The 23,899-nt window shown below is 66.7% G+C and carries 19 protein-coding genes; 11 read left to right on the forward strand and 8 right to left on the reverse strand.

Features of this window, described 5'->3' with window-relative positions; translation table 11 throughout:
• Nucleotides 1-164 precede the first annotated feature (164 nt).
• The gene (locus tag ABIE58_RS04450) at nt 165-1,148 is read left to right on the forward strand and encodes a hypothetical protein (protein WP_354543487.1); all 984 of its coding nucleotides are present in this window, start codon (nt 165-167) and stop codon (nt 1,146-1,148) included.
• 319 nt (nt 1,149-1,467) lie between these two features.
• Here ABIE58_RS04450 and ABIE58_RS04455 read toward each other — a convergent pair whose 3' ends face one another.
• Nucleotides 1,468-3,474, reverse strand: coding sequence for a tetratricopeptide repeat protein (locus tag ABIE58_RS04455; RefSeq protein ID WP_354543488.1), 2,007 nt, complete (start codon nt 3,472-3,474; stop codon nt 1,468-1,470).
• A 97-nt stretch (nt 3,475-3,571) separates the two neighbouring features.
• Here ABIE58_RS04455 and ABIE58_RS04460 point away from each other — a divergent pair, with 97 nt between their 5' ends.
• The 6 genes from ABIE58_RS04460 to ABIE58_RS04485 are packed head-to-tail and all read left to right on the forward strand — an operon-like array spanning nt 3,572 to nt 9,991.
• Nucleotides 3,572-5,407, forward strand: coding sequence for a hypothetical protein (locus tag ABIE58_RS04460; RefSeq protein ID WP_354543489.1), 1,836 nt, complete (start codon nt 3,572-3,574; stop codon nt 5,405-5,407).
• Nucleotides 5,404-6,450 carry a glycosyltransferase family 2 protein gene (locus tag ABIE58_RS04465; RefSeq protein ID WP_354543490.1) on the forward strand — a complete coding sequence of 349 codons (1,047 nt, stop codon included), beginning with the start codon at nt 5,404-5,406 and terminating at the stop codon, nt 6,448-6,450. Before ABIE58_RS04460 ends, ABIE58_RS04465 begins: the two co-directional genes overlap by 4 nt.
• Before the next feature lie 30 nt (nt 6,451-6,480).
• Nucleotides 6,481-7,230 (forward strand): FkbM family methyltransferase, encoded by a 750-nt coding sequence (locus tag ABIE58_RS04470; protein WP_354543491.1) that lies wholly within the window; start codon nt 6,481-6,483, stop codon nt 7,228-7,230.
• Nucleotides 7,231-7,254: 24 nt separating this feature from the next.
• Nucleotides 7,255-8,058 (forward strand): hypothetical protein, encoded by an 804-nt coding sequence (locus ABIE58_RS04475; RefSeq protein WP_354543492.1) that lies wholly within the window; start codon nt 7,255-7,257, stop codon nt 8,056-8,058.
• Nucleotides 8,059-8,075: 17 nt separating this feature from the next.
• Nucleotides 8,076-9,035, forward strand: coding sequence for a glycosyltransferase family 2 protein (locus ABIE58_RS04480; RefSeq protein WP_354543493.1), 960 nt, complete (start codon nt 8,076-8,078; stop codon nt 9,033-9,035).
• A complete protein-coding gene (locus tag ABIE58_RS04485) occupies nt 9,035-9,991 on the forward strand; it encodes a hypothetical protein (RefSeq protein ID WP_354543494.1) in 957 nt (318 codons plus the stop codon). Before ABIE58_RS04480 ends, ABIE58_RS04485 begins: the two co-directional genes overlap by 1 nt.
• Nucleotides 9,992-10,097: 106 nt before the next feature.
• On the opposite strand, the gene ABIE58_RS04490 is transcribed toward ABIE58_RS04485, so the two are convergent.
• Genes ABIE58_RS04490 through ABIE58_RS04505 form a run of 4 tightly spaced genes read right to left on the reverse strand, consistent with a single transcriptional unit; the run spans nt 10,098 to nt 13,970 of the window.
• Nucleotides 10,098-10,865, reverse strand: a complete 768-nt coding sequence (locus ABIE58_RS04490) for an FkbM family methyltransferase (RefSeq protein WP_354543495.1) — start codon at nt 10,863-10,865, stop codon at nt 10,098-10,100.
• A gap of 47 nt (nt 10,866-10,912) precedes the next feature.
• Nucleotides 10,913-11,311 (reverse strand): PaaI family thioesterase, encoded by a 399-nt coding sequence (locus ABIE58_RS04495; RefSeq protein WP_354543496.1) that lies wholly within the window; start codon nt 11,309-11,311, stop codon nt 10,913-10,915.
• Nucleotides 11,308-12,330 carry a phosphotransferase family protein gene (locus ABIE58_RS04500; RefSeq protein WP_354543497.1) on the reverse strand — a complete coding sequence of 341 codons (1,023 nt, stop codon included), beginning with the start codon at nt 12,328-12,330 and terminating at the stop codon, nt 11,308-11,310. Before ABIE58_RS04500 ends, ABIE58_RS04495 begins: the two co-directional genes overlap by 4 nt.
• Nucleotides 12,327-13,970: a long-chain fatty acid--CoA ligase gene (locus ABIE58_RS04505; protein WP_354543498.1), complete on the reverse strand. Its 1,644-nt coding sequence runs from the start codon at nt 13,968-13,970 to the stop codon at nt 12,327-12,329. Before ABIE58_RS04505 ends, ABIE58_RS04500 begins: the two co-directional genes overlap by 4 nt.
• Before the next feature lie 199 nt (nt 13,971-14,169).
• Between ABIE58_RS04505 and rpe the strand changes: the two genes are divergently transcribed.
• From rpe to katG, 4 genes are all read left to right on the forward strand, one after another.
• Nucleotides 14,170-14,871, forward strand: coding sequence for a ribulose-phosphate 3-epimerase (gene rpe / locus ABIE58_RS04510; protein ID WP_354543499.1), 702 nt, complete (start codon nt 14,170-14,172; stop codon nt 14,869-14,871).
• Nucleotides 14,868-15,524 (forward strand): phosphoglycolate phosphatase, encoded by a 657-nt coding sequence (gene gph / locus ABIE58_RS04515; RefSeq protein ID WP_354543500.1) that lies wholly within the window; start codon nt 14,868-14,870, stop codon nt 15,522-15,524. The genes rpe and gph overlap by 4 nt, the downstream gene beginning before the upstream one ends.
• Nucleotides 15,521-16,477, forward strand: coding sequence for an NAD(P)H-dependent flavin oxidoreductase (locus ABIE58_RS04520; RefSeq protein WP_354543501.1), 957 nt, complete (start codon nt 15,521-15,523; stop codon nt 16,475-16,477). Before gph ends, ABIE58_RS04520 begins: the two co-directional genes overlap by 4 nt.
• Before the next feature lie 338 nt (nt 16,478-16,815).
• Complete coding sequence (gene katG / locus ABIE58_RS04525; RefSeq protein ID WP_354543502.1) at nt 16,816-18,981, forward strand: catalase/peroxidase HPI; 2,166 nt, start codon at nt 16,816-16,818, stop codon at nt 18,979-18,981.
• 182 nt (nt 18,982-19,163) lie between these two features.
• Here katG and ABIE58_RS04530 read toward each other — a convergent pair whose 3' ends face one another.
• The 3 genes from ABIE58_RS04530 to ABIE58_RS04540 all read right to left on the reverse strand — a co-directional run bounded on the left by ABIE58_RS04530 (nt 19,164) and on the right by ABIE58_RS04540 (nt 23,835).
• Complete coding sequence (locus tag ABIE58_RS04530) at nt 19,164-20,801, reverse strand: amidohydrolase family protein (RefSeq protein WP_354543503.1); 1,638 nt, start codon at nt 20,799-20,801, stop codon at nt 19,164-19,166.
• Between the two features lie 95 nt (nt 20,802-20,896).
• Nucleotides 20,897-21,313: a Cu(I)-responsive transcriptional regulator gene (cueR, locus tag ABIE58_RS04535; protein ID WP_354543504.1), complete on the reverse strand. Its 417-nt coding sequence runs from the start codon at nt 21,311-21,313 to the stop codon at nt 20,897-20,899.
• Between the two features lie 14 nt (nt 21,314-21,327).
• On the reverse strand, nt 21,328-23,835 hold the full coding sequence (locus ABIE58_RS04540) for a heavy metal translocating P-type ATPase (protein WP_354543505.1): 2,508 nt from the start codon (nt 23,833-23,835) through the stop codon (nt 21,328-21,330).
• Nucleotides 23,836-23,899: the final 64 nt, after the last annotated feature.

Consider the following 23,899-nt stretch of genomic DNA (forward strand, 5'->3'; position numbering starts at 1 on the left):
CTGCTACGATGATCGAATATCGCTTGTGGAGCCGCTGTGGTGTCACACTGCGCATCGTGCCATCGTAATCCTGCGCGTGACGACCATCCTCATTACCGCGCCTGAGCGCGATTGTGTCGCCGCCCGCGTTGGCCTAGGACAGGACCATAGGCGGAGGGTGGGCAATGCTCTGGATTCATATCGGGATGCCCAAGACGGGCACGACGGCGCTGCAATCGTGGCTTCATGCCCATGCCGATTTCCTGGCCGCGCGCGGCTTGCGCTACGTTGTGGCAGGGCGCGACCGGGGCACGGGGCGGGCGCGGCTGATTTGTCACAACGCGATGGCCGTCGCGATGAGCCGGGGCTGGCGCGGCACGCCCGAGGCACAGGCCGAGGCGCTGGCCGAGGAATGCCGCGCACATGAGGGCGGCCACGCCATCGTGTCGAGCGAGATGTTCTTTGGCCGCGACCTCACCCCGCTGCAAGAGCGGTTCCTGTCGCGGATCAAGGCACCGGTGCGGATCGTCGTCTACCTGCGCCGTTTCGATGATTTCATCGAGGCAGATTACAAGCAGCGCGCCAAGAACGGCCTGCCCACCGGCGGCGCGGCGGCGTTTGTCGCCGACCGGCTGGCAAAGATCGCCGCCGATCCCGATTACATGAACCTCGAAACCGCCTTTGCACGCATCCGCGCGCAGGTGCCGGGGGCCGAGATCATCCCGCATCTTTACCTGCGCGAGGAAATGGCGGGCCATGACATCACCACCGATTTCCTGTCACTTTTCGGTGTGCCCCCCGAGGAAGTGCCGCGCCCCGAGCGCGCCGCCAACCGCACGCTGTCGCGGGTGACAAGCGAGGCGCTGGGGCTGTTCGACGACAAGGCGGGCTATGACAAGAAGGCGCGGCGGCGGCTGGGGCGGGTGCTGCAAACCTGTGGCGATACGCGGCTCTATGGCAGCGGCGACGTGCTGACGCCCGAGGAGCGCGCCGAGGTCAACGCCGCCTTCGAGACGCGCAACGCAGGCCTGCGCGCCGCCTTTTTTCCCGAACGCGAGCGGCTGTTCCCGCCCGCCGATCCGGGCGCGGCGCGCCCGCGCGGTCATGCGGGCGAGTTGGCGGAGTTTCAGCACGCGGTGCGCATGATCCTGCGGCTTGCGCGCGGGTAGGCGTGTGGTTGGTGGCTGGCATCGTGAAAGGCCTGAGGTGGACGTTGACGGTTTGAGATGAGCCGCGCGGTGCCTGTCCGCCGGGTGGGCGCTGCAACAGATTTGACTGGCAGTTTATGCCCGCCAAATACTTCATCGTTATCAAGGAACTGCATCGTTGCAAAATCGCCCGCCCGAGGGGGCGGACGGGCGCTGCGCGGCGGGCTGCGCCCTTGACTCCGCGCAAAGGGGGCTTCGATTTGAACGTCCCCTCCACGCCAGAAACCGTCCCCCGCGCAGCTTCGGGTGCTCTGTATCAGGCCTCAAACACCCACCCGCATCACGCGCTGTTGCGCATCAGCCGCGCGCGGCGCTTGGCATAGCGTTGCTGGTTGGGGGCGATGTCGGCGGCGCGCTCAAGCGCCGCCGCCGCCGCCGCCTCGTCGCCTGCCTCGCGGCACATATCGGCGAGGTGCGCGTGCAATTCGGCGGTGCTGTCATCCATCGCGCTGGCGCGCGCCATCGCGGCGCGGGCGCCCTGCGGATCGCCTGCGGCGAGGTGGATGCACCCGGTGAGATAGTGCCAGAAGGCATGATCGGGGGCCATCGCGCGGCAGGCTTCCATTTCGCGCAGCGCGCCCGCGTGATCGCCCCGGAGCATGAGGATTTCCGCCTGCCGCTTGGCAATCAGGGGTTCGCCGGGCTGTGCCGTGCGGGCCTCTGAATTGCGCGCCAGCGCCGCGTCGAGTTGCCCCGCGCGCGCGTCGAGCAGGGCGCAGAAACTGTCGGGCAGGGTGCCGGGGGCAAAGCCCGGCGCCGCCTCGATCCGGTCGCGCAGCGCCAAGAGCTCGCGCGGGCTGCCGAGCAGCCGCGCCACCTTGCCGTCGATGGCGAAATCCGGCCACTCGATGGCGATGGTCGAGAGGTCCGAGGCGCGGCGGCGCAGGATGCGCGCCTGTTGCACAAGGATATTGGTCTGCTGATAGCGGATCGGCAGCATCAGCACCGTGTCGCGATCGAACGGCAGCACCGCGCCGGGGCGCAGCCGCCGCCGCTTTATCATGAAGGTGCCGATCACCGTCACATCGGGCAGCATCGGTTTCTGCCAGAAGGCGCGCAGGAAGGCGCGGCGCGCGCGGTGCCGCTGGCCAAGCGCGCCCCGGATATGCGCCTCGACGGCAAGCGCGGTGATATAGTTTTCCTGCCATTGATGGGGATGGGCCAGCGCCGCCGCGACATGGGCGCGCGCCTCCTCCCAGCGGTTGAGATAGATCCCGCAGATCGCCTGCATCAGCGGCATGAAGGCATTGTCGGCCCCGGCCCTCAGGATCGCCTCGCCGATCTCCCACGCGGCCTCGTCGCGGCCGGTTTCCTGCAAACGGCGAGCGAGCTTGACATAGACATGGGCGGCCTCGCTGGGGGTGATGAAGCCGCCGATCCCGGCTTGAAACCGCGCCAGCAGCCGCTCATAGGCGGCCTCGCGCTCGGGGACGCTCATCACCTCGTGAAAGCATTTGCGCTCCTGCCCGCTGAGGCGCGCGGCGGCGCGGCTGAAGGCGCTGATCGGCGGGGCGACGATCTCGGAGGCGCGCGACATGGCGAACAGTTCCAGAAAATCGCGCTGCACCGGCTTGCACCCCGACAGGTCCACCAGATCGTCGATCCGCGCCACCTTTGGATGGGCGGCGGTAAAGCGGGCGATGCTCTCGGGCTGATCGGAAAAGACCAGCGCACCGGCATCGGCGTTCTTTTCCAGGTAGGCGGAATAAAGCTCGTCCGGTTCGATCTTGGCGGGCCATTCCTTGTGCGTCCACGGCTCCTCGTTGAGGATGTCGCCGCGCCGGATGTGATAGGCGATGGTGCGCCCGCCCTGAGCGGCCATCGCCGCCTCGATCGCCGCCATGTGGCGTGCCACGCCTGGGTGAAACCCGATCCGGCGGATAAAGCCGCGAAATCGCCCGCGCAGCGCCTCGGCATCCTCCCACGGGAATTCGACGATCTCGAACCCCTCGTCGAGCAGGACATGCCCGCCCCCCGCGAGATGCGCCTCAAGCCGCTCGGGCGTGCGGTCCTTGAGGAAGGCCCAGAGCGGTTTGGTGCGGGCATCGAGCGCCTCGAAATCGGCGTTGTCGATGAAATGGCGGGTGATGAACTCGGCGGCGAAGAGGTCGGACGGCGTATCAAGCTTCGGTGCCATCGCCCCGCGCGGGAACCAGTTGATGCGGAAATCGGTGGCGTAATCCTCGGCCAGGCGAATGCTGTTGAGCATCATCAGAAGCCGCGCGCCAAGCTGATCCTTGCGCAAACCGATGAACAGACCCCGGCCCTGATCGGGAGCATTCGACATAAAACTACCTTTTCCCGTTGAGGGAAAGTCTATACACTCAATGGAAACAGTCGCAAGCGCTCCCGCTGCCGGGCAGTGGCGAAGGAGTAACCGGTTCATGACAGCAGGGTCCAAGCTGTTGCTGAGCACCCATCTGGTGCGTCCCACCTCTGCGTTCGTTGAATGGCTGGCCTGGCATCGCCTGATCGGGGCGGGCTGCGTCAACGTGCTGATCGACCGCAGGCAGGCCACGGCGCATCCGCTTTTGACGGCGCTGGCGGCGGCGGGCATGGTGCGCATCGTGCCGGTGGGCGTCGATCCCGACATGAAGGAAGAGCCGCATAATTCCGCCCTGCGCGTCGGCGCGATGGAGCACGACGAGAGCGGCGGATATGGCCTGTTTCTGGGGCCGGACGAGTATTTTCGTATCCATTGCGCGGCAGGGGATATCGCGGGCCTGATGCGCGGGGCCGGCGGGGCGGATGTGCTCTCGGTGCCGGTCTGCGAGGCCGGAACCGGCGGGCATGAGCGCCACGCGCCCGGCCCGGTGCTGCACATGGCGCGCCCGGTGGCGGCACCGGCGGGGGCGTTGCGCAGCGTGGTGCGGCTGGGGCTGTTCGGCGCGCGCACGCCCGAGGTGCCGGTGGGGCCGGTGGCGGGCAAGGCGGCGGTCAAATGGGTGGATGGGAGCGGCGCACCGCTGCCCGCACCGCAGAGCCGCGTGGCCTGGGCGCGGGCGGGCCTGGGCCTTGACATGGCGCGGGCCTCGGTGCTGCGCATCGCGGCGCCGGCAAGCGACACCTATATCCTGCGCCAGCACCACCTGCCGAAAAAGCAGCAGCCCGCCCCCGAGACGGTGCTGGCGCGGCTGGCCGATCTGGCGGCGATCACCGGACCGATGCACGGGATCGGCGCGCGCGCGCCCGCGCTCGACGCGGCGATGGCCGAACTGATGGCGCTGCCCGGCGTGGCCGAGGCGCAGGCGGCGCTTGAGGCCGATGAGCGCGAGACGCTGGCGCGGCTCCTGCCCGAGGCTGCCCCTGCCCCGGTCGAGACCGCCGAAGAAGAGACCGAAACCGACGGGCTGGACGAGGACACCCCCACCGCCACCCTGCCTGACTGGTTCGCCGAGATCCACACCGGCGGCGCAAGGCAGGGTTTTTACACCCGGCTCGAAAATCATGCGGTCGCTTGCATTTACCGCGATCCCGCGCGGCTTGTGGTGAGCTTCGACAACCTTTCCAACGTCAATGATCTGTCGCCGGGGCGCGAGCCATGGGCCTATAAATTCCTGCGCGACAATGGCGTTTCGCACCTTTCCGTCATGGCGCGGCGCAAGGACTGGTATCGCTGCCCGCAACTGATCGCCTATCTGCAAAAGCTGGCGGCGGACGGCACCTTTGCCGCCTTTGACAAGGTGTTTTTCACCGGCACCTCGATGGGCGGGTTCGCCGCGCTCGCCTTCGCCTCGCTCGCCCCCGGTGCCACGGTCATCAGCTTCAACCCGCAAACCACGCTCGACGCGACGCTGGTGCCCTGGGAAGAGCGGTTCGGCATGGGACGCGCGCGCGACTGGTCGCTGCCGCATTCCGATTGCGCCTATGAGATCGACGATGTGGACAAGGCATTCGTGTTTTACGATCCGTTTTTCACGCCCGACCGTCGCCATGTCGACCGGCTGGAGGGCGAGAACGTGATCCGGCTCAAGACCTGGTGTTCGGGGCATTTCGCGCCGCCATTCCTGCGCCGGGCGGGGCTTTTGAAACCGATCATGCAGCACGCGATTGACGGCACGCTGTCGGCGGCGGTGTTCTACAGCCTTTACCGCGAGCGCCGCGCGCTGCCGTGGTATCGCAAAGCGCTTCAGAGCAATTTGCAGGCGCGCGGGCATGACAAGCTTGCCCGTATCGTAAGCCCCGCCTTTCGCAGGCTCAGACGCGAGGCCGCCGAATGACCGCCCCGCAGGAGTTTGCCGCCGCCCTTCCCGTGCCCGCGCTGGGCGGCAGCCATGTTATCATGACCACGATGAAGAACGAGGGGCCGTTCATGCTTGAATGGGTGGCCTACAACCTTGCCATCGGCTTTACCGGTTTCGTGATTTTCACCAATAATTGCGACGACGGCACCGATCTGATCGCCGACCGGCTGACCGAGTTGGGCTATGCCAGCCACCGGCCCAACGATGTCTCGGACGGATCGCCACCGCAGCACAAGGCGCTGCGGCGCGCCACCGCGCATCCGTGGATCAAGGATGCCGAATGGCTCATGTGCCTCGATGTCGATGAGTTCATCAACCTGCGCGAGGGCGTGACCACCCTGCCCGAGATGATCGCCACCATGGGCGATTGCGATGCGGTGTCCTTCGTGTGGAAGCTGTTCGGTTGCGGCGCGGTCGAGGGATACGAGGACCGCCCCGTGACCGAGCAGTTCTTTCTTGCCGATGCCGAGGACGATCCGGCCAACGGGCGCGCCACCGGGTTCAAGACGATGTTTCGCAATAACGGGCTTTTTCGCAAGTTCAACCCGCACCGCCCCAAAGGCGTGCCCGAGGGGCGCGAGGGGGATGTGCGCTGGTCCGATTGCGGCGGCAACCTGCGGCCCATGGAACAGGTGACATGGCGCGGCTGGCCGGGGTTCAGCCACCGCTATGCGCGGCTGCATCATTATTCGGTGCGCTCCATCGACAGTTTTCTGGTCAAGCGCGACCGGGGTCGCACCAACCACATTGCCCGCGAGCAGACCGAGCATTACTGGTCCGACATGAACGTGAACCGGGTCGAGGACCGCTCGATCCTGCCCCATGCCGCGCGGATGCGACCCATATATGAGGCGCTCCGGGCCGATCCGGTGCTTGGGATGCTGCATGAGCGGGCGGTGAACTGGCACCGCGCCAAGATCGCCGAGTTGCGCGCGCGCCCCGGCTGGGACGAATTCCGCGACTGGCTGCGCGCCAACGCGATCGAGACCACCGCGACCATCACGCAAAAGGATTATTGAGGCCCCGCCCTCACCCGCCAAGGACATGCCATGACCACCGAAACCATCCGTCAGCCCATGCGCAAGCACCGCGATCAGATCATCGCGGGCGGCGGCCCGGTGGCCGCGCTGGCGCGGCTGTCGCGATATTCCGAGCGGCGCGGCGCTGTTCTGGATGTGGGCGTCAATCGCGGCACCGTCGCGCTCAAGCTGGCGCGGCTTTACTGCGACCTGCCGATTCACCTGATCGAGCCGATCCCGGAACAATGCCGCTTTCTCGAAGAGCGGTTCGCGCGGTTTCCCACGCTCAACGTGCATCAGATGGCGCTCTCGGACCGCAACGGCACCGCCGATTTCCACATCGCCGATCATGTCGGCTCTTCGTCGCTTTTCACAAACGCGGGCGAGGAGGCGGCGCGCCATTCCACCCATGCCACCGCGCAGACGATCACCGTCGATCTCGCGCGGCTCGATGACTGGGCCGCAGCACGGGGCATCAGCCATATCGCCTGCATGAAGATCGACGCGCAGGGCAGCGAATTCAGCATCCTGCAAGGAGCCGAGCGGCTGCTGTCGGCGCAGGCCATCGACATGCTGATGCTCGAATGGTTCACGCTGCCGCATTATGACGGCGTGCCGCTGCTCGATGAAATTCTGGGGCTGATGCGCGGGCATGGCTATTGGCTCTATGACATCTTCCCGTCCAAGCGGCTGAAAAACGGGCAATTGCGCTTTGGCGATGCGGTGTTCATATCGGACCGGTTTCGCACCGAGTGCCTGCCCGCCCCCGACGCGGCGTGACCGGACGATGAAAGGACACAACGCATGAGCCTTGCCACCATCGCCATGTTCTGGGACGGCCCGCCGCTCGGGTTCATCGAGCGCCTTTGCGTGCAATCCTTCGTCGATGCCGGGCATCCGGTGGTGATGTTTTCCTATGGCGCGGTCGAGGGCCTGCCCGCCGGGGTCGAGGCTGCGCCCGCCTCGGACATCCTGCCCAACCCCGCCACGATGATCCGCCACGAACGCACCGGCAGCCCCGCGCCCTATTCGGACAAGTTCCGCTATCACCTGCTGGCGCGGCATGATGGGATCGTCTGGGCCGATACGGATGCGTATTGTTTGCGCCCCTTCGTGCCGCAGGACGGCTATTTCTTTGGCCGCGAGAATGATGACGTGGTGGCCAGCGGGGTTCTGGCTCTGCCTGCGACCTCGCCCACGCTTGCCTCGCTGATCGCGTTTTGCGAGGATGAATACGCGCAACCGCGCTGGATGCGCCCGGTTCATCAGGCCGAGATCGCGCAGCGGGCGGCGGCGGGCGATCCGATGCATGTCTCGGAAATGCCCTGGGGGGTCTGGGGGCCGCGGGCGCTGTCCTATTTCCTCAAGGAACATGAGGAGTTTCGCCACGCGCTACCGCCGCATGTGCTCTACCCGGTCTCCTTCGCCGATCGTCGTCTCTATTTCCGGCCCGCTGTGCGGACATGGCAACGCGTGAAAGAGGATACAGTGTCGATCCATTTCTACGGGCGGCGCTGTCGCGCACGGCTCAGGGTCGTGCATGATGGCGTGCCGCCCGAGGGCTCTATCCTCGCGGAACTGGCAGAGCGGCACGGGGTGGCCGCCTGAGGCGGGGAGGGGGACGCATGGAACGCTTTGTCATTGTCACACCGATGAAGAATGAGGGGCCGTTCATCCTCGAATGGGTGGCGCATAACCTCGCCATCGGGGCGGATGTGATCGCGATCTTTTCCAACGATTGCTCTGACGGCTCGGACGCGCTCCTTGACCGGCTGGATGCGATGGGAAAGGTCCGGCATTTCGACAACAGCTCGAAACAGCCCGCGCCGCAGCGCCGCGCCTATCGCCGGTTTCTCAAGATGGATCTCGCCGCCCCCGAGGATTGGGTGATCCCGATCGACGCCGACGAATATATCAACGTGCATTGCGGCGATCATTCATTGCCCGCGCTCACCGCCGCCGTGCCGCAGGCGCGCACGCTCTCGATGACATGGCGGCTTTTCGGCAATGGCGGCGTGGTGGATTACCGCGAGGGGTTTCTCACCGATCAGTTCACCCGCGCCGCCGCCGACATGACCCGCCGCCCGCCGCAGGCCTGGGGCCTCAAGACCATGTTCCAGCGCGGGTTGTGGGAGCATATCGGCGTGCACCGGCCCAAGCGCCCCACGGTCGAGGCGTTCGCCGATCTGCACTGGTATAACGGCTCGGGCCAGCCGATGCCCGAACGCTATATGCGCGGGTCGTGGCGGTCGGGGCCGGATTCGCTGGGCTATGATCTGGTGCAGCTCAATCACTACGCGCTCAAATCCTGCGAATCCTACCTGGTGAAAAAGGCGCGCGGTCGCGCGCATCACGGCGGCGAGGCGCTTGGCCTGGAGTATTGGCAAAAGATGAACCACACCCGCATCGAGGATCGCAGCATCGACGCCATCCGCCCGGCCAAGGCCGAGATTTTCGCGGGCCTGCTGGCCGATCCCGAATTGCGCCGCCTGCACGAGGCGTGCTGCGCGCGCCACCGCGAGATGATCGCCGAGTTGAAGGCGCAGGCGGATTTCGACACGCTGCTGGAAAGGCTGGCAGGCTGATGGCGGCGCGCGGGGAATTTCATTTCGTCACCCCCATCGGCCCCGGCCTTGTGGCCAAGGGCAAGGGCCCGGCCAATGTCTTGCGGCAGATGACCCGGATGCTGGAAAAACAGGGCATCAAGAGCGAGGTTCTGACCTCGGAGGAATTGATCGCGCGCGGCCCGGCGCGGCACCGGCCTGCGCACGCGCTGATGCATTTCAACGAGTTGAAATACATCCAGAACGGCGAGCCGCCCGCGCTTGCCTGCATCGAGGCGGAGCTTGAGGGCCTTGGCTACACGCTCCACAACCGGGCAGAGGTGGCGCGGGTGATCGGCGACAAACGCCGCCAGAACGCGATGCTTTCGGCCGCCGGGGTGCCGATGCCGCAATTGATCCACGGGCGCTCGGAGCATCACACCGTGTTTTCCAACCAGGCGGTCAACGCCCATGTCGCCGTCGATGTGCTGCCGCCGGGCAGCGCGCTCGACGATGCGCGCTACAATACCGAGATGATCGACACGGTGCATCGCGCCGCCGGGCGCGATTATCATGTCAGCCTGCGGGCGCTGTGCTTTGGCGGGCGGGTGATCTTTTCCTGGGTGCGATGCCGCGACGTGGCCGAGGGTGATCCCAGCGTGCACAACGCCGACACCCCCGCCGATCTGGCCGTAATCGCGGAATTGCACGACCGGCTCGTGATCCCCAACCGGCGGCAGATCACCCGTATCGCGCGGGGGGTCGCGGGCGCGCTTGGCTGCAATTTCTACGCGCATGACCTGCTGCCCTGCGCGCGCACCGGAAAGCTTTTCATGTGCGAGACCAACCTCAAGATCTACGATGGCCGCTATCGCTGGCAGATGCTGCCGATCAGCACGGCGCATCCCGTGGCCGAGATGCTCAACGGCAAGTCCTTCGCGCGCCGCGCCGCCCGTGTGATCGTGTCGGAACTGTTCGCGGAACCTGCCCCCGCCTGAGCCTCAGAGCAAGTCGCGTTCATTGGCATTCACGCGCCCTGCTCAAACCTGTTGATTTCGCATGTTCGAGGAGCTCAAAACCGGTTCCCACTTTTGAGCAACATGCTCAGCCGCCGCGCCACCGCTCTGGCAGCGCCAGCGCCGGGCGCTTGGGGTTGTGCCGCCGATCGAGCGGGTGCGGCAGGTCGCGCGCGGGACGCAGGCCATGGGCGCGGTCGCGGCGCAAGAGCGTGGCCTCGACCACGCGGGGGATCATCTGTCCCTCGATCTCGACGCTGCCCGAAACGTTGTTGGGGTGCAGATGCACGGTCACGAAATCCTCGTGCAGCTTCTCGGCCACCGCGAGCGCGGGGGCCATGAAGCGCGGCTTGGTCAGCACCGAGGGCAGGTGGTGCCACTCGATCACGATCATGCGGAACCGGTGCAGCAAGTCGCGGGGTGCGGCGGCGAGCGTGGCGTATTCCGCCCCCTCGATATCCATCTGCAACAGAAGATCGGCCTCGGGGTCGGGATCGGTCGCCGCCACCCAGGAGGCCAGCGTCATGAACTGGCCCTCGTCCTTGTCGCCCAGAAACTTGCGCACGAATTGCGCGCCGGGCACGTTTAGCGGCGGCCGTTCGACCGAGGCATCGGCCATGAAGGACGCAATCCCGCGCTTGGCCATGTCCATCTCGAAGCTTGCCTGTTCCGACACACCCGGCGAATAGCAGGCCGCGATCCCGCGCAGATCGTCGGGCACCAGATAGCCGCCATCGCCGAAATCGCCCAGCCGGATCAGCGGCGTGTCGGTTTCCTGCGGGGTCATGAAGGCGTCGATCACCGCGGCGGCCTCGGCGTCGATCACGGTGCGGGGGATGGGATTGGTCACGGTCATGGCGCTTTCTAGCATATCCATGGATCATGGGCAGGGGGAATTGGCGCTCAGCCGCCCCGCCGATAGCGAAACACGCCGGTTCCCGTGGCGATGAGCGTGCCCAGATCGTCGCGCACGCTGCCCTCGGCAAAGAACGTGCTCTTGCCGCCACCCGTGCGCCGCGCCTCGGCAATGAGCCGCGCGCCCTGCGCCTGCCCGAGGTAATTGACCGTCAAGGATAGCGTGAGCGCCATCTGCCGCCGCGCAGGATCGCCGGTATGGCAACCCGCGAACCCCATCACCGTATCCAGCAATGTGGCGTGCAGCCCGCCATGCGGCAGGCCCTGCCGGTTCATCAGGTGAGCGCCAAGCGGCATCTCCACCCGCGCGAAATCGCTCTCCCATGTGATCAGGCGATAGCCCAGATGCGTTTGCAGCCCCGAGGGCGGCTCGTTCCAATCTGTCATTCCCGGCCCTCTGCTGCCTTTAATCCCGCGCGCGCGAATTCAGGCACATGCGCGCCCAGCCGCAACCCGCGCGCGGGATCGGCGGCATTGCCATCAAGCGCCCGCCGCTTCACCCCTTGCAGGATCGCGGCCATGCGGAAATAGGCGAAGGCTAGGTAAAAGCCGAAATCCGCGATGGGCGCAATCCCTCGCCGCTCGCAATAGCGCGCGACAAACGCCTCGTCGGACCAGAGGCCCAGCGCGGCCCGGTCCACCCCGGCCAGCCCGCGCCCCTCGGCGGTGGCGGGCATCGACCATTGCATGAGCACGGCGGCCAGATCGGCATAGGGGTGGCCGGTGGTGGACAATTCCCAATCGAGCACGGCGCGCACCTCCGGCGTCTCGGCATCAAAAATCAGGTTGTCGAGCCGGTAATCGCCATGAACGAGGCAACGCTGTCCGTCGTCATCAGGCAGGTTATCGGCAAGCCAGCGAATGAGCGCCTCCATCTCGGGCAGGTCTTCGGTGGCGGTGGCGTGGTATTGCGTGCTCCAGCGGGCGCATTGGCGGGCATAGTAATTGCCCGAGGGGCCATAATCGTCTAGCCCGGTGGCCGCCAGATCGACATCATGGATCGCCGCCAGCACCCGGTTCATCGCGTCGATGATGGCGTGACGCTCGGGCGGCGCAAGGCCGGGCAGCGACGGCGCGTCAAAGATGCGGCCCGCCACCTCCTCCATGATGTAGAAGGGCGTGCCGATCACGCTTGCATCCTCGCAGAGCACATGGACCTTTGCCACCGGCACCTCCGTTCCGGCAAGCGCGCGCTGCACGCGGAATTCCCGCTCGACGGCATGGGCGGATTTCAAGAGCACGCCGGGCGGTTTGCGGCGCAACACGAAGCGCCCGTTTGGCGTGACCAACCGATAGGTCGGGTTCGACTGCCCGCCGCTGAATTTCTCGGCCTTGACCGGCCCCGTGACCCCCGGCAGGTGCTGCGCGAGCCATGCCGTGAGCGCGGTCAGGTCCAGATCGCTCATGCCGCGCCTCCGCGCAACTCGGGCAGAACGTAGTCACCCATACTCTGCCGTAGGGTGAGCTTGGATATCTTACCGGTCGCCGTGTGCGGTAGCGCCTCGACCCAGACCAGATCATCGGGCAATTGCCAGCGCGCGAAATGCGGGGCCATATGCGCCTGCACCTCCTCCAGCGTGGGCCGCGCCGCGCCTGCGGCCACCGCCACCAGAACGGGCCGCTCGTCCCATTTCGGATGCGGCATCGCCACCACGGCGCAGGCGGCAATGGCGGGATGCGACAGCGCCGCGTTCTCCAGATCAATCGAGCTGATCCACTCGCCGCCCGATTTCACCAGATCCTTGGCCCGGTCACGAATCACCAGCCGCCCCTCGGGATCGACCGAGGCGACATCGCCGGTGCCGAACCAGCCCTCGGCATCCATCGCCGCGCGCGTCGCCTCGGGGTTCTCGAAATAGCCGGAAATCACGGTATTGCCGCGCACGTAAAGCTCTCCCACCGCCGCGCCGTCATGGGGCTGGGGGCGGCTCTCATCATCCACGATCTTGAATTCCAGCCCGAAAAGCCGCCGCCCGGCGCAGCATTTGGCGGCGATGCGCTCGGCCTCGGGGGCATCGTCGTAGCGCGGCGGCAGCACGCCATGCGTGCCGATGGGGCTCATCTCTGTCATGCCCCAGGCCTGCGCGACGTTGACGCCGCGCGCCTCATAGGCCTCGATCATCACGCGCGGCGCGGCGGACCCGCCCACCACGATATCGCCGAAACCTTGGGGGATGCGCCCCTGCGCCTCGATCTCGGCCAGAAGCCCGGCCCAGACCGTGGGCACCCCCCAGGCGGAATAGACGCCCTCGGCGTCCATCAGGCGAAAGAGGCTCGGCCCGTCAAGATGCGGCCCCGGCATCACCAGCGTCATGCCGGTGAGAGGCGCGGTATAGGGCAGGCCCCAGGCGTTGACGTGGAACATCGGCACCACCGGCAGGATGCGCGCCCCGGCGCGAAAACTGCTGGTCTGGCTGATGGGCACCTGAAGCGCGTGCAGCACGGTGGAGCGATGCGAATAGAGCGCGCCCTTGGGGTGGCCGGTGGTGCCAGAGGTGTAGCAGAGGCCAGAGGCGGTGTCCTCGGGCAGGTCGGGCCACGCAAACTCACCGGGCTGCGCGGCAAGCATCTCCTCGTAGCAGAGCGCCCCCGGTGCCGTCTCGGGCATATGCGCGCGGTCGGTGAGGATCACGAGGCGCAGGCCCTCGGGCAGGTCGGGCCAAAGCCCCTCGACCAGCGGCATGAGATCGGCATCGACGCACAGAACCCGGTCGCCGGCATGGGCGATGATGTAGAGCAGTTGCTCGCGCGAGAGGCGCGGGTTGATCGTATGACAGACGGCACCCATGCCCGAGACGGCATAGTAAAGCTCCACATGGCGGTGGCCGTTCCACGCCAGCGTGCCCACCCGGTCGCCGGCCCTGATCCCGAGGCCGTTCAGCGCATGGGCAAGCTGGGCGGCGCGCGCCAGCGTTTCGCCATAGCTTTGGCGGTGCAGATCGCCCTCGACCCGCGCCGAGACGATGCCCGCCTCGGGATGGGCCTCCGCCGCATGGCGCAGGATGTCGATGATCCTCAGTGGCCGGTGCATCATTTGGCCTTGCATCGCGCTCCTCCCTGTTTTCGATTTTCACGGACGGTTGCACGAAAGGCGGGAGGGATCAATCGCGTGCCCCGTCATCCTCGGGCCTGATCCGAGGATGACGGGAACTGTTAGGGGATGACGGCGCAAGGGCGGCAACCCTTGACCTTCGCGGCCCGAGCGCGCATTTCCATCCCATCCCCCCCCCGCGAGGAGAGCCGCCATGCGCCCCGACCGTTCCATCAAGATCGCCCCCTCCATCCTCTCGGCCGATTTCGCCGATTTCGGGCAAGAGATAGAGGCCATCGAGGCGCAGGGCGCCGATTGGGTCCATGTCGATGTGATGGACGGGCATTTCGTGCCGAACCTGACCTTTGGCCCGCCCGCCATCGCCGCCTTTCGCCGCCATGTCACGACGGTGATGGATGTGCACCTGATGATCGCGCCGGTCGATCCCTATATCGACGCCTTCGCGCGGGCGGGGGCGGATGTGCTCACTGCGCATCTCGAGGCCGGGCCGCATATCCACCGCACGTTGCAGGCGATTCGCGGCGCAGGGTGCAAGGCGGGGCTGGCGCTCAACCCCGGTACCGGGATTGACGGGGTGGAAAACCTGCTCGACATGGTGGACCTCGTTTGCGTGATGACGGTCAATCCCGGCTTTGGCGGACAGAAATTCATCCATAGCCAGATCGACAAGGTGAAGCGGCTGCGCGCCCTGATCGGCGACCGGCCCATCCATATCGAGATCGACGGCGGCATCACGCCCGAGACCGCGCCGCTGATGGCGGCGGCCGGGGCCGATGTGCTGGTCGCCGGATCGGCGGTCTTCAAGGGCGGCAGCGTGGAGAACCCCGCGCCTTACGGCGAGAATATCCGCGCGATTCGGGCAGCCGCCGAGGCGGCGACGGGCGTCATGGCATGAGCCGCGCCGTCGTCTTTGATCTGGACGGCACATTGATCGACAGCGCGCCGGATATTCACGCCGCCGCCAACACCCTGATGGACCGGCACGGGTTTGCCCGCTTCGCGCCCGAGGAGACCCGCAGCTTCATCGGCAGCGGCGTGCCGCATTTCATCACCTGTTGCCTGCGCGCGCGGGGGCGTCCGGGCGACGCCGCGCTGCGTGCGCAATTGATCGCGGAGTTCATTGACCTTTACGAGACGGCGGTGACGCTGACGCGGGTTTATCCCGGCGTGGTCGAGGCGCTGGTGGCGCTGGCCTCTACGCCATATGCGCTTGGCCTGTGCACCAACAAGCCCGTCATGCCTGCGCGCGCCGTTCTGGCGCATCTCGGGCTCGATGCGCATTTCCCTGTTGTGATCGGCGGCGATAGCTTGAGTGTGCGCAAGCCCGATCCCGCGCCGCTCAGGGCGGTATTGGCGGGGTTGGGCACGCGCGCCGTGGTCTATGTGGGCGACAGCGAGGTGGATGCCGAGACGGCGGAGCGGGCGGGCGTGCCCTTTGCGCTTTATACCAAGGGCTATCGCAAGGGGCCGGTGGATGCGATGCCGCACGCGCGCGCGTTTGACGATTTTGCCGATCTGCCGGGGATCGTGGCGGAGTTGCTGGCATGAAAACGCGGCTTACCGAGGCGTTCGGGCTGGCGCACCCCATCGTGCTCGCGCCGATGGCAAAGGCGGCGGGGGGCAGGCTTGCGGCGGCGGTGAGCCATGGCGGGGGGCTTGGCCTGATCGGCGGCGGCTATGGCGATGCGGCGTGGATCGAGGGGGCGTTTGCCGAGGCCGGGAATACGCGGGTGGGCTGCGGTTTCATCACCTGGAAGCTGGCGGAAAACCCCGAGGTTCTGGAGGCGGTGCTGGCGCGCCAGCCTGCGGCGCTGTGCCTGTCTTTCGGCGATCCCGCGCCCTTTGCCGCGCGCATCCATGACGCGGGCGTGCCGCTGATTTGCCAGGTGCAGAGCTTGTGTGATGCGCAACGGGCGGCGGAATGCGGCGCGCGGGTGATCGTGGCGCAAGGCTCCGAGGCAGGCGGGCATGGCGAGCGGCGCGGCACCATCACGCTGGTGCCCGAGCTGGCCGACTGGCTGGCGGGCCACAGCTCCGACACGCTCTTGCTGGCGGCGGGCGGGATCGCCGACGGGCGGGGCTTGGCGGCAGCGCTGATGCTGGGGGCCGATGGCGTGCTCATGGGCTCGCGGCTCTGGGCCTCGGCAGAGGCAGAGGTGAGCCACGCCATGACCGATGCCGCGATTGCCGCCACCGGCGATGCCACCATCCGCTCCACCGTGATGGATGCCGCACGGGGCCTGCGCTGGCCTGCGCGCTATACCGCGCGGGTGCTGCGCAACAAGGTGACGGAGCGTTGGCACGACGATCCCGAGGGCCTGCGCGCCGACCCGGCGGCGCGGGCGGAGTGGGTGGCGGGCTGGGACGCGGGCGATCCTGCGCGCGCCAATACATTTGTGGGTGAGGCGGCGGGCCTGATCCATGATCGCCCGCCGGTGGCCGATCTGCTTGCGCGGATCAGCGGTGAGGCCGAGGCGCTTTTGGCGGGGGCTGCGGGGTGAAGGGGGGCGTTAATGGCCTTAAGGGGACGTTCGCAGTTTCAGAGATGAGCCGCGCGGTGCCCGCCCGTCCGGGCGGTCGGGCGCTGCGCGGCGGCGTGCAAGCACGCCTCGAATCCGCGCGGGGACAAGACGCGAATGGCGGCTCGAGGCCACGAACGTCCCGTGCACAGAACCGGGCACGGTGTGCGAAGTGTCGAACACTGAGTATAAGAATATCCTATCGAAATAATCCGAAAAGAGAATTTTACCTAATTCAAACGATTTGTTAGAACAGTTCCAGATTCGCGCGAGGCGCGGTATTCGCCCGGCGACCGACACAACCTGAACCGGAGGACGAGATGGACGGCAACGACATGGCAAAATGCCCCGTGATGCATGGCGGGCAGACCGAGAGCGGCAAGAGCGTCACCGATTGGTGGCCGAAAATGCTCAACCTCGACATCCTGCACCAGCACGACACCAAGACCGACCCGCTGGGCGCGGAATTCGACTATCGCGAGGCCGTGCGCGGCCTCGATGTCGAGGCGCTCAAGGAGGATCTTAAGGCGCTGATGACCGACAGCCAGGAGTGGTGGCCCGCCGATTGGGGCCATTACGGCGGCCTCATGATCCGGCTCGCCTGGCACGCGGCGGGCACCTATCGCCTCGCCGACGGGCGCGGCGGCGGCGGCACCGGCAATATCCGCTTTGCCCCGCTCAATAGCTGGCCCGACAATGGCAACCTCGACAAGGCGCGCCGCATCCTTTGGCCGATCAAGAAGAAATACGGCAACCGGCTGAGCTGGGCCGACCTGATCCTGCTCGCGGGCAACATGGCTTACGAATCGATGGGGCTGAAGACCTTCGGCTTTTCCTTCGGGCGCGCCGATATCTGGCACCCGGAAAAGGATGTCTACTGGGGGGCAGAGCGCGAATGGCTGGCCCCGTCGGACACCCGTTATGACGATGTGAGCAAGCCCGACACGATGGAAAACCCGCTGGCCGCCGTGCAGATGGGCCTCATCTACGTCAATCCCGAGGGCGTCAACGGCCAGCCCGACCCGATCAAGACCGCCGCACAGGTGCGCGAGACCTTCGCGCGCATGGCGATGGATGACGAGGAAACCGCCGCGCTTACCTGTGGCGGGCACACCGTCGGCAAGGCGCATGGCAACGGCAATGCCGACGCGCTCGGGGCAGAGCCCGAGGGCTCGGATGTCGAGACGCAGGGCCTTGGCTGGATCAACCCCAACCTCGACGGCAAGGCCACCAACGCCGTCACCTCGGGTGTCGAGGGCGCGTGGACGACCAACCCGACGCAATGGGACATGGGCTATTTCAAGCTGCTGTTCGGCTATGAGTGGGAACTGACCAAATCGCCTGCCGGTGCGAACCAGTGGCAGCCGGTGGATATCCGCGAAGAGGATATGCCGGTGGATACCACCGATCCCTCCAAGCGCGTCATGCCGATGATGACCGATGCCGACATGGCGATGAAGATGGACCCGGCCTATCGCGCCATCTGCGAGCGCTTCATGGCCGATGAGGCGTATTTCTCGGATACCTTCGCGCGCGCGTGGTTCAAGCTCACGCATCGCGATCTCGGGCCGCAGGCGCGCTATATCGGTCCCGACGCCCCGGAAGAAGAGCTGATCTGGCAGGATCCGGTGCCCGCCGGGCATACCGAATACGATATCGGCAAGGCCAAGCGCCTGATCGCCAACAGCGATCTGTCGGTGGCCGATATGGTCGCCACCGCCTGGGATTCGGCGCGCACCTTCCGCCAGTCGGATCATCGCGGCGGAGCCAATGGCGCGCGCATCCGCCTTGCCCCGCAAAAGGATTGGGAGGGCAATGAGCCCGAGCGCCTTGCCCGCGTGCTGGGCGTGCTGGAGCCGATCGCGGCCGAGGTGGGCGCGAGCGTGGCCGATATCATCGTGCTGGCGGGCAATGTCGGCGTCGAGCACGCCGCCCGCGCCGCAGGCCATGACATCGAGGTGCCGTTTGCCCCCGGTCGTGGCGACGCCAGTGACGAGATGACCGATGCGGCCTCTTTCTCGGTGCTGGAGCCGCTTGCCGACGGGTTCCGCAACTGGCTCAAGAAGGATTACATCGTCACCTCCGAGGAGATGCTTCTTGACCGGGCGCAACTCATGGGCCTCACCGGGCCGGAAATGACCTGCCTTCTGGGGGGCATGCGCGTGCTGGGCACCAATCACGGCGGCACGGCGCATGGTGTCTTTACCGACCGGGTTGGCGCGCTCTCGACCGATTTCTTCACCACGCTGACCGACATGGCCTATAAATGGGAGCCGAAGGGCGGCGGGCTTTACGATATCGTCGATCGCAAGACCGGCGAGACGGCCTATACCGCAACCCGCGTTGATCTGGTGTTCGGCTCCAACTCGATCCTGCGCGCCTATGCAGAGGTCTACGCGCAGGACGATGCGGGCGAGCGCTTCGTCTATGATTTCGTGAGCGCCTGGACCAAGGTCATGGAGGCCGACCGCTACGATCTCGGCTGATCGTCGGACGGAACTGGAAATTCGAGCGGCACCGGGGTGACCCGGTGCCGCTTTAGTGGGGACCCGGCGCGCGGCTCAGGTTACTGGAATGCCGAGGTATTTCTGCGCGTTCTGACGCATGACGCGATCCGGGATTCCCGTTCTCGAGAAATGCGGGTCGTCGAAGAACTCATAGAACACGTTCAGGAACGAGCGGGTCTTGCCAATGATCTGGGCATGGACCAATCGGTTCCGAAGATAAGCTTGTCCGCGATGTGATACTTGCCGTCCCCCGGCGACGTCAGGACGTCCCTCAGGCGGTCAAGAACGCAGTCGCGATTGCTTGTCTCCAACAGCGGGATGAGATAGCCCAGCCCCATGTAGACATTCGGGTAGCGCTGGCACATCAGGATTCCACGATAGGCCATTGTCCTTTTCCAGTCCTCCTCCGTCTCGGCGAGCCAGCCGCCAAAATCGACCTCGGTCGCGCCGCCGCCATGGCCGAGGCAAAGCCGAAGGTTCATCGCGCCATATCGTTCCATCGCGGAGGCCCACCAGGCGGGGTGGCAATTGCTCCCGAAGCCTTTCTTCGCTTCGAACCCCAAGGGCGTGCAATGGGTGAAAAGACGCAGGTCGTTTTCCACGGCATACGAGATCACCTCTCCCATGACCCGTTCGGTCAAGGGATCGTTGGCGACCTTCAGGTTATCGAAATAGGCCTCGTACTTCTTTTCCTGTGACAACTCGATCGGTGCAAAGAGCGGATCGGTTGGCGAGGCGGGCAGCGTGCTGATCGGCTTGAACCCCATCGGCGGGTATATCTTGAACCCGGTAATCCCGATGCCCTGCGCATTGCGGACATTGTCGATCCAGCCGTCGCCGCGAAACGGATCGACGGTGCCGAAGGGGATCAGCACCCCGTCCGATTCGCGTGCCAGCGCCGCCCCCCGCGCGACCTGATCGCGGGCGCGGTAATAGGGCGGTCTGAGACGTCTGCTGACCGCGAGTTCGAAGGCGCGGCGCATGTCCGGCAGCAGGGTGACCATGTGCATAGGGTCGTGGCCGTCGGCTGGCTTGCCCCTGGCATAGTCCCGCTGCAAGGCCTTGTAGCGATTGCGCTCGGACAGGAACATGCTGAGGACGAAGATCAGAATCTGCAACACGGTCCCGGCCTGCTGCGCGGGGAACGCCTCGTTGCCGAACGGGGCGGATGTCTCGTCATGGGTGTGGTCCGGTTCTGCTCCGCCATGGCTGAGCTCCGCGAAATACCCGTTGCCCTCGGCACCTCGTGCCGCATCGACAAGGGTGGGCATCATGATCCTGTCGAGGTCACTCAGCAGCGCTGAAGGCGTGTCATCCTCGGGGGCCAAAGTTGCCGTCATGGTCTCGAAGTAGTCCGGGGTCAGCTTGAATTTCTGCTCCTCGTCAACGAATTGCGCGTAAAGCGCCGATAGGGCCTCGGTCATCTCTTCGAGTGTCTCGCGGTCTGACCGTTCATCTGCGGCGGTCTTGGCCGTCGATAACAGTTTCTTTCCCAGCCGCTTCAGCAGCGTTCCGTAAGAGCGGTTGATCCTGCCTTCCGCCAGCGCGTCTAGGATATCGGTTTGGTCGGCATCGGCGCGACGGCCGGAGGCGAACCGGCTCTTGCCGACCAGCGGCACAAGAAGGACCGAAAGAGCCCATGCGGTTATTCTAGGAATGCCCCATGATCGCAATATGCCGTGCAGCGGCAGGTAGCGCCCGTTGAACAGGTGCGTGTGAATGTCGATGAAAGGAATTTGGCGTGCCATCAATTCACTCCTCGAGACAATAAAACACAACACTAACACGACACGGCACAATCACGGAAGAGACGACCCGGTCCCATCTCAAGCGGGGTGGCGGAAGACATCGAAGACCGGGTGGCACCGGGGCGATCCGGTGCCGCTTTCCCGTGTCAGGTTGGCTCGTGGCTTTCGGCCTTGTCCTCATCCACCGCGAGATCCGAGAGGATCGGGCAATCGGGGCGGTGATCGCCCGCGCAGGCGTCAACCAGGTGCGAGAGCGTGGCGCGCATGGCGTCAAGCTCGGCGATCTTGGCGTCGATCCGCGCCAGATGCGCGGCGGCGATGCGCTTGACATCGGCGCTTGCGCGGCCTGCATCCTCGTAAAGGGCAAGCAGCCCGCGGCAATCCTCGATGGAAAACCCGAGCGAGCGGGCGCGGCCCAGAAAGCCCAGCTTGTGAACGTCGCTCTCGCGGAACCGGCGATAGCCGTTGGTCTCGCGCAGCGGGCGCACGAGGCCGATCTCCTCGTAATAGCGGATGGTCTTGGCGGGCAGGCCCGTGCGCTGTGCGACATCGCCGATATTCATCTTCGCCCCCCGCCTTATTCCGCCGGGACGGGGCGCGCGGCCCCGGCCTCAGCGCGCGCGGCGGGCCGCGTCTCCATCACCGGGCGCAGGTGCCGCAGCCGCAGCGCGTTCGACACCACGAAGACCGAACTCAGCGCCATCGCCCCTGCCGCCAGCACCGGCGACAACAGCACCCCGAAGACCGGGTAGAGCACCCCCGCCGCCACCGGGATCAGCGCCACGTTATAGCCGAAGGCCCAGGCCAGGTTCTGCCGGATGTTGCGCATGGTCGCGCGCGAGACCTCGACGGCGTTGACCACGCCGGTCAGGTCGCCCGACATCAGCACCACATCGGCGCTCTCGATCGCCACATCCGTGCCGGTGCCGATGGCAATGCCCACATCCGCCCTTGCCAGCGCCGGCGCATCGTTGATGCCGTCCCCGACAAAGACCACCGGGCCATGCGCGCGCAGCCGGTCGATCGCGTCGATCTTGCCCTCGGGCAGGACGCCCGCCACCACCTCGTCGATGCCGGTCTCGCGGGCGATGGCCAGCGCCGTCTCGCGCTTGTCGCCGGTGATCATCGCCACCCGCAGGCCGGCCTTGCGCAGCGCGGCGATGGCGGTGGCGCTCGATGGTTTCACCGGGTCGGCCACGGCGATGACGGCGGCCAGCCGCCCGTCGATGGCGGCAAAGAGCGCGGTGCGCCCGCGCGCTGCCAGATCGGTCTCGGTTCCGGCAAGAGGGCCGATGTCGATGCCCTCGCGCGTCATCAGCCGATCCGCCCCCACGAGCACGTCGCGGCCTTCGACCCTGGCCCGCACGCCGTGGCCGGGGATCGCCTCGAAATCCGCCACCTCGGCGGGGCGGGCCCCCTCGGCCTCTGCCGCGCGGGTGATGGCGGTGGCAACGGGATGCTCGGAGCGCGCCTCGACCGCCGCCACCAGCCGCAGCACCTCGGCACGGTCCATCCCCTCGGCCAGCACCAGATCGGTCATCTCGGGGCGGCCTTGGGTGACGGTGCCGGTCTTGTCGAGCGCGACCACGGCCACATCCACCAGCCGCTGCAACGCGTCGCCCTTGCGGAACAGCACCCCCATATCCGCCGCGCGCCCTGTGCCGACCATGATCGAGGTGGGCGTGGCCAGCCCCATCGCGCAGGGGCAGGCGATGATGAGCACCGAAACGCCCGCCACCAGCGCCAGCGTCACGCCCGTCCCCGAGCCAAAGATAAGCCACGCCGCCACGGTGAGCGCCGCCACCGCCATGACCACCGGCACGAACCACAGCGTGATCCGGTCCACCATGCCCTGGATCGGCAGCTTCGCGCCCTGTGCCTCCTCGACCATGCGGATGATCTGCGCCAGCGTGGTCTCGGCACCCACGCGGGTGGCGCGCAAGCTGAGGCTGCCCGCGCCGTTCACCGTGCCGCCGGTGACCGCGTCACCGGGGCCCTTGGCCACCGGCACCGGCTCGCCGGTAATCATGCTCTCGTCCACGCGCGCCGTGCCCTCGGTCACCTCGCCATCGACGGGCAGGCGCTCGCCGGGGCGGACCAGCACGATATCGCCGGGCACGATGGCGTCGATCTCCACCTCTTGCGGGGTGCCGTCGCGCATCACCCGCGCGGTGCGCGCCTGAAGCCCCATCAGCCGCTCGATCGCGGCCCCGGTGCGGCCCTTGGCGCGCGCCTCCAGCCAGCGGCCCAGCAGGATCAGCACCACGATCACCGCCGCCGCCTCGAAATAGACCGCGCGCACCGCCTCTGGCAGCAGGCCGGGCGCAAAGGTGGCCACCACCGAAAAGCCATAGGCCGCGCCGGTGCCCAGCGCCACGAGGCTGTTCATGTCGGGCGCGCCGCGCATGAGCGCGGGAATGCCGACGCGGTAAAAGCCCCGCCCCGGCCCCGCCAGAACCAGCGTGGTGAGGATGAATTGCAGCACCCAGCTTGCCTGCATCCCGACCGTATCGGCAATCAGCCGATGCAGCGCCGGGACCAGGTGGCCGCCCATTTCCAGCGCAAAGACCGGCAGCGCCAGCGCGGCGGCCAGCACCGTGCGCCGGGCCAGGTCGTGTGCCTTGTCGGCCTTGCGCGCGGCGGCGCCGTGCGTCTCGCCCGCGTCCAGAAGCCGGGCGGGATAGCCAGCGGCAGTGGCGGCCGCGATCAGGTCGCCCGCGCGCGTCATGCCGTCGGCATGAACCACCCGCGCGCGCTCGGTGGCAAGGTTCACCTGCGCCTCGATCACGCCCGGCACGGCGGCCAGAGCGGCCTCGACCCGGCTCACGCAGGAGGCGCAGGACATCTTGTCGAGCGCGAGCGATGTGACAGCGGTGCGCATCGGGTATCCGGCGCTGTCGAGCGCCTTTGCGATATCCTTGAGCGCGGTGCTGCCATCCGTCTCGATCAGGGCTGATTCGCCCGCGAGGTTGACCTCGGCGCGCGTCACCCCGTCAAGCGCGGCAATCGCCGTCTCGGCCCGGCGCACGCAAGAGGCGCAGGACAACCCGTCGAGAGAGATCTTGATCTGCTGCGTATGGGACATGCTGGCGCTCCGGTTTCTGGTGACTACCGGGGATATAGGCCTTCCAGTAACGGGAGGGTCAAGG

Origin of the sequence: Roseovarius sp. MBR-78 (genome assembly GCF_040547535.1) — a bacterium.
Taxonomy (GTDB): domain Bacteria; phylum Pseudomonadota; class Alphaproteobacteria; order Rhodobacterales; family Rhodobacteraceae; genus Roseovarius.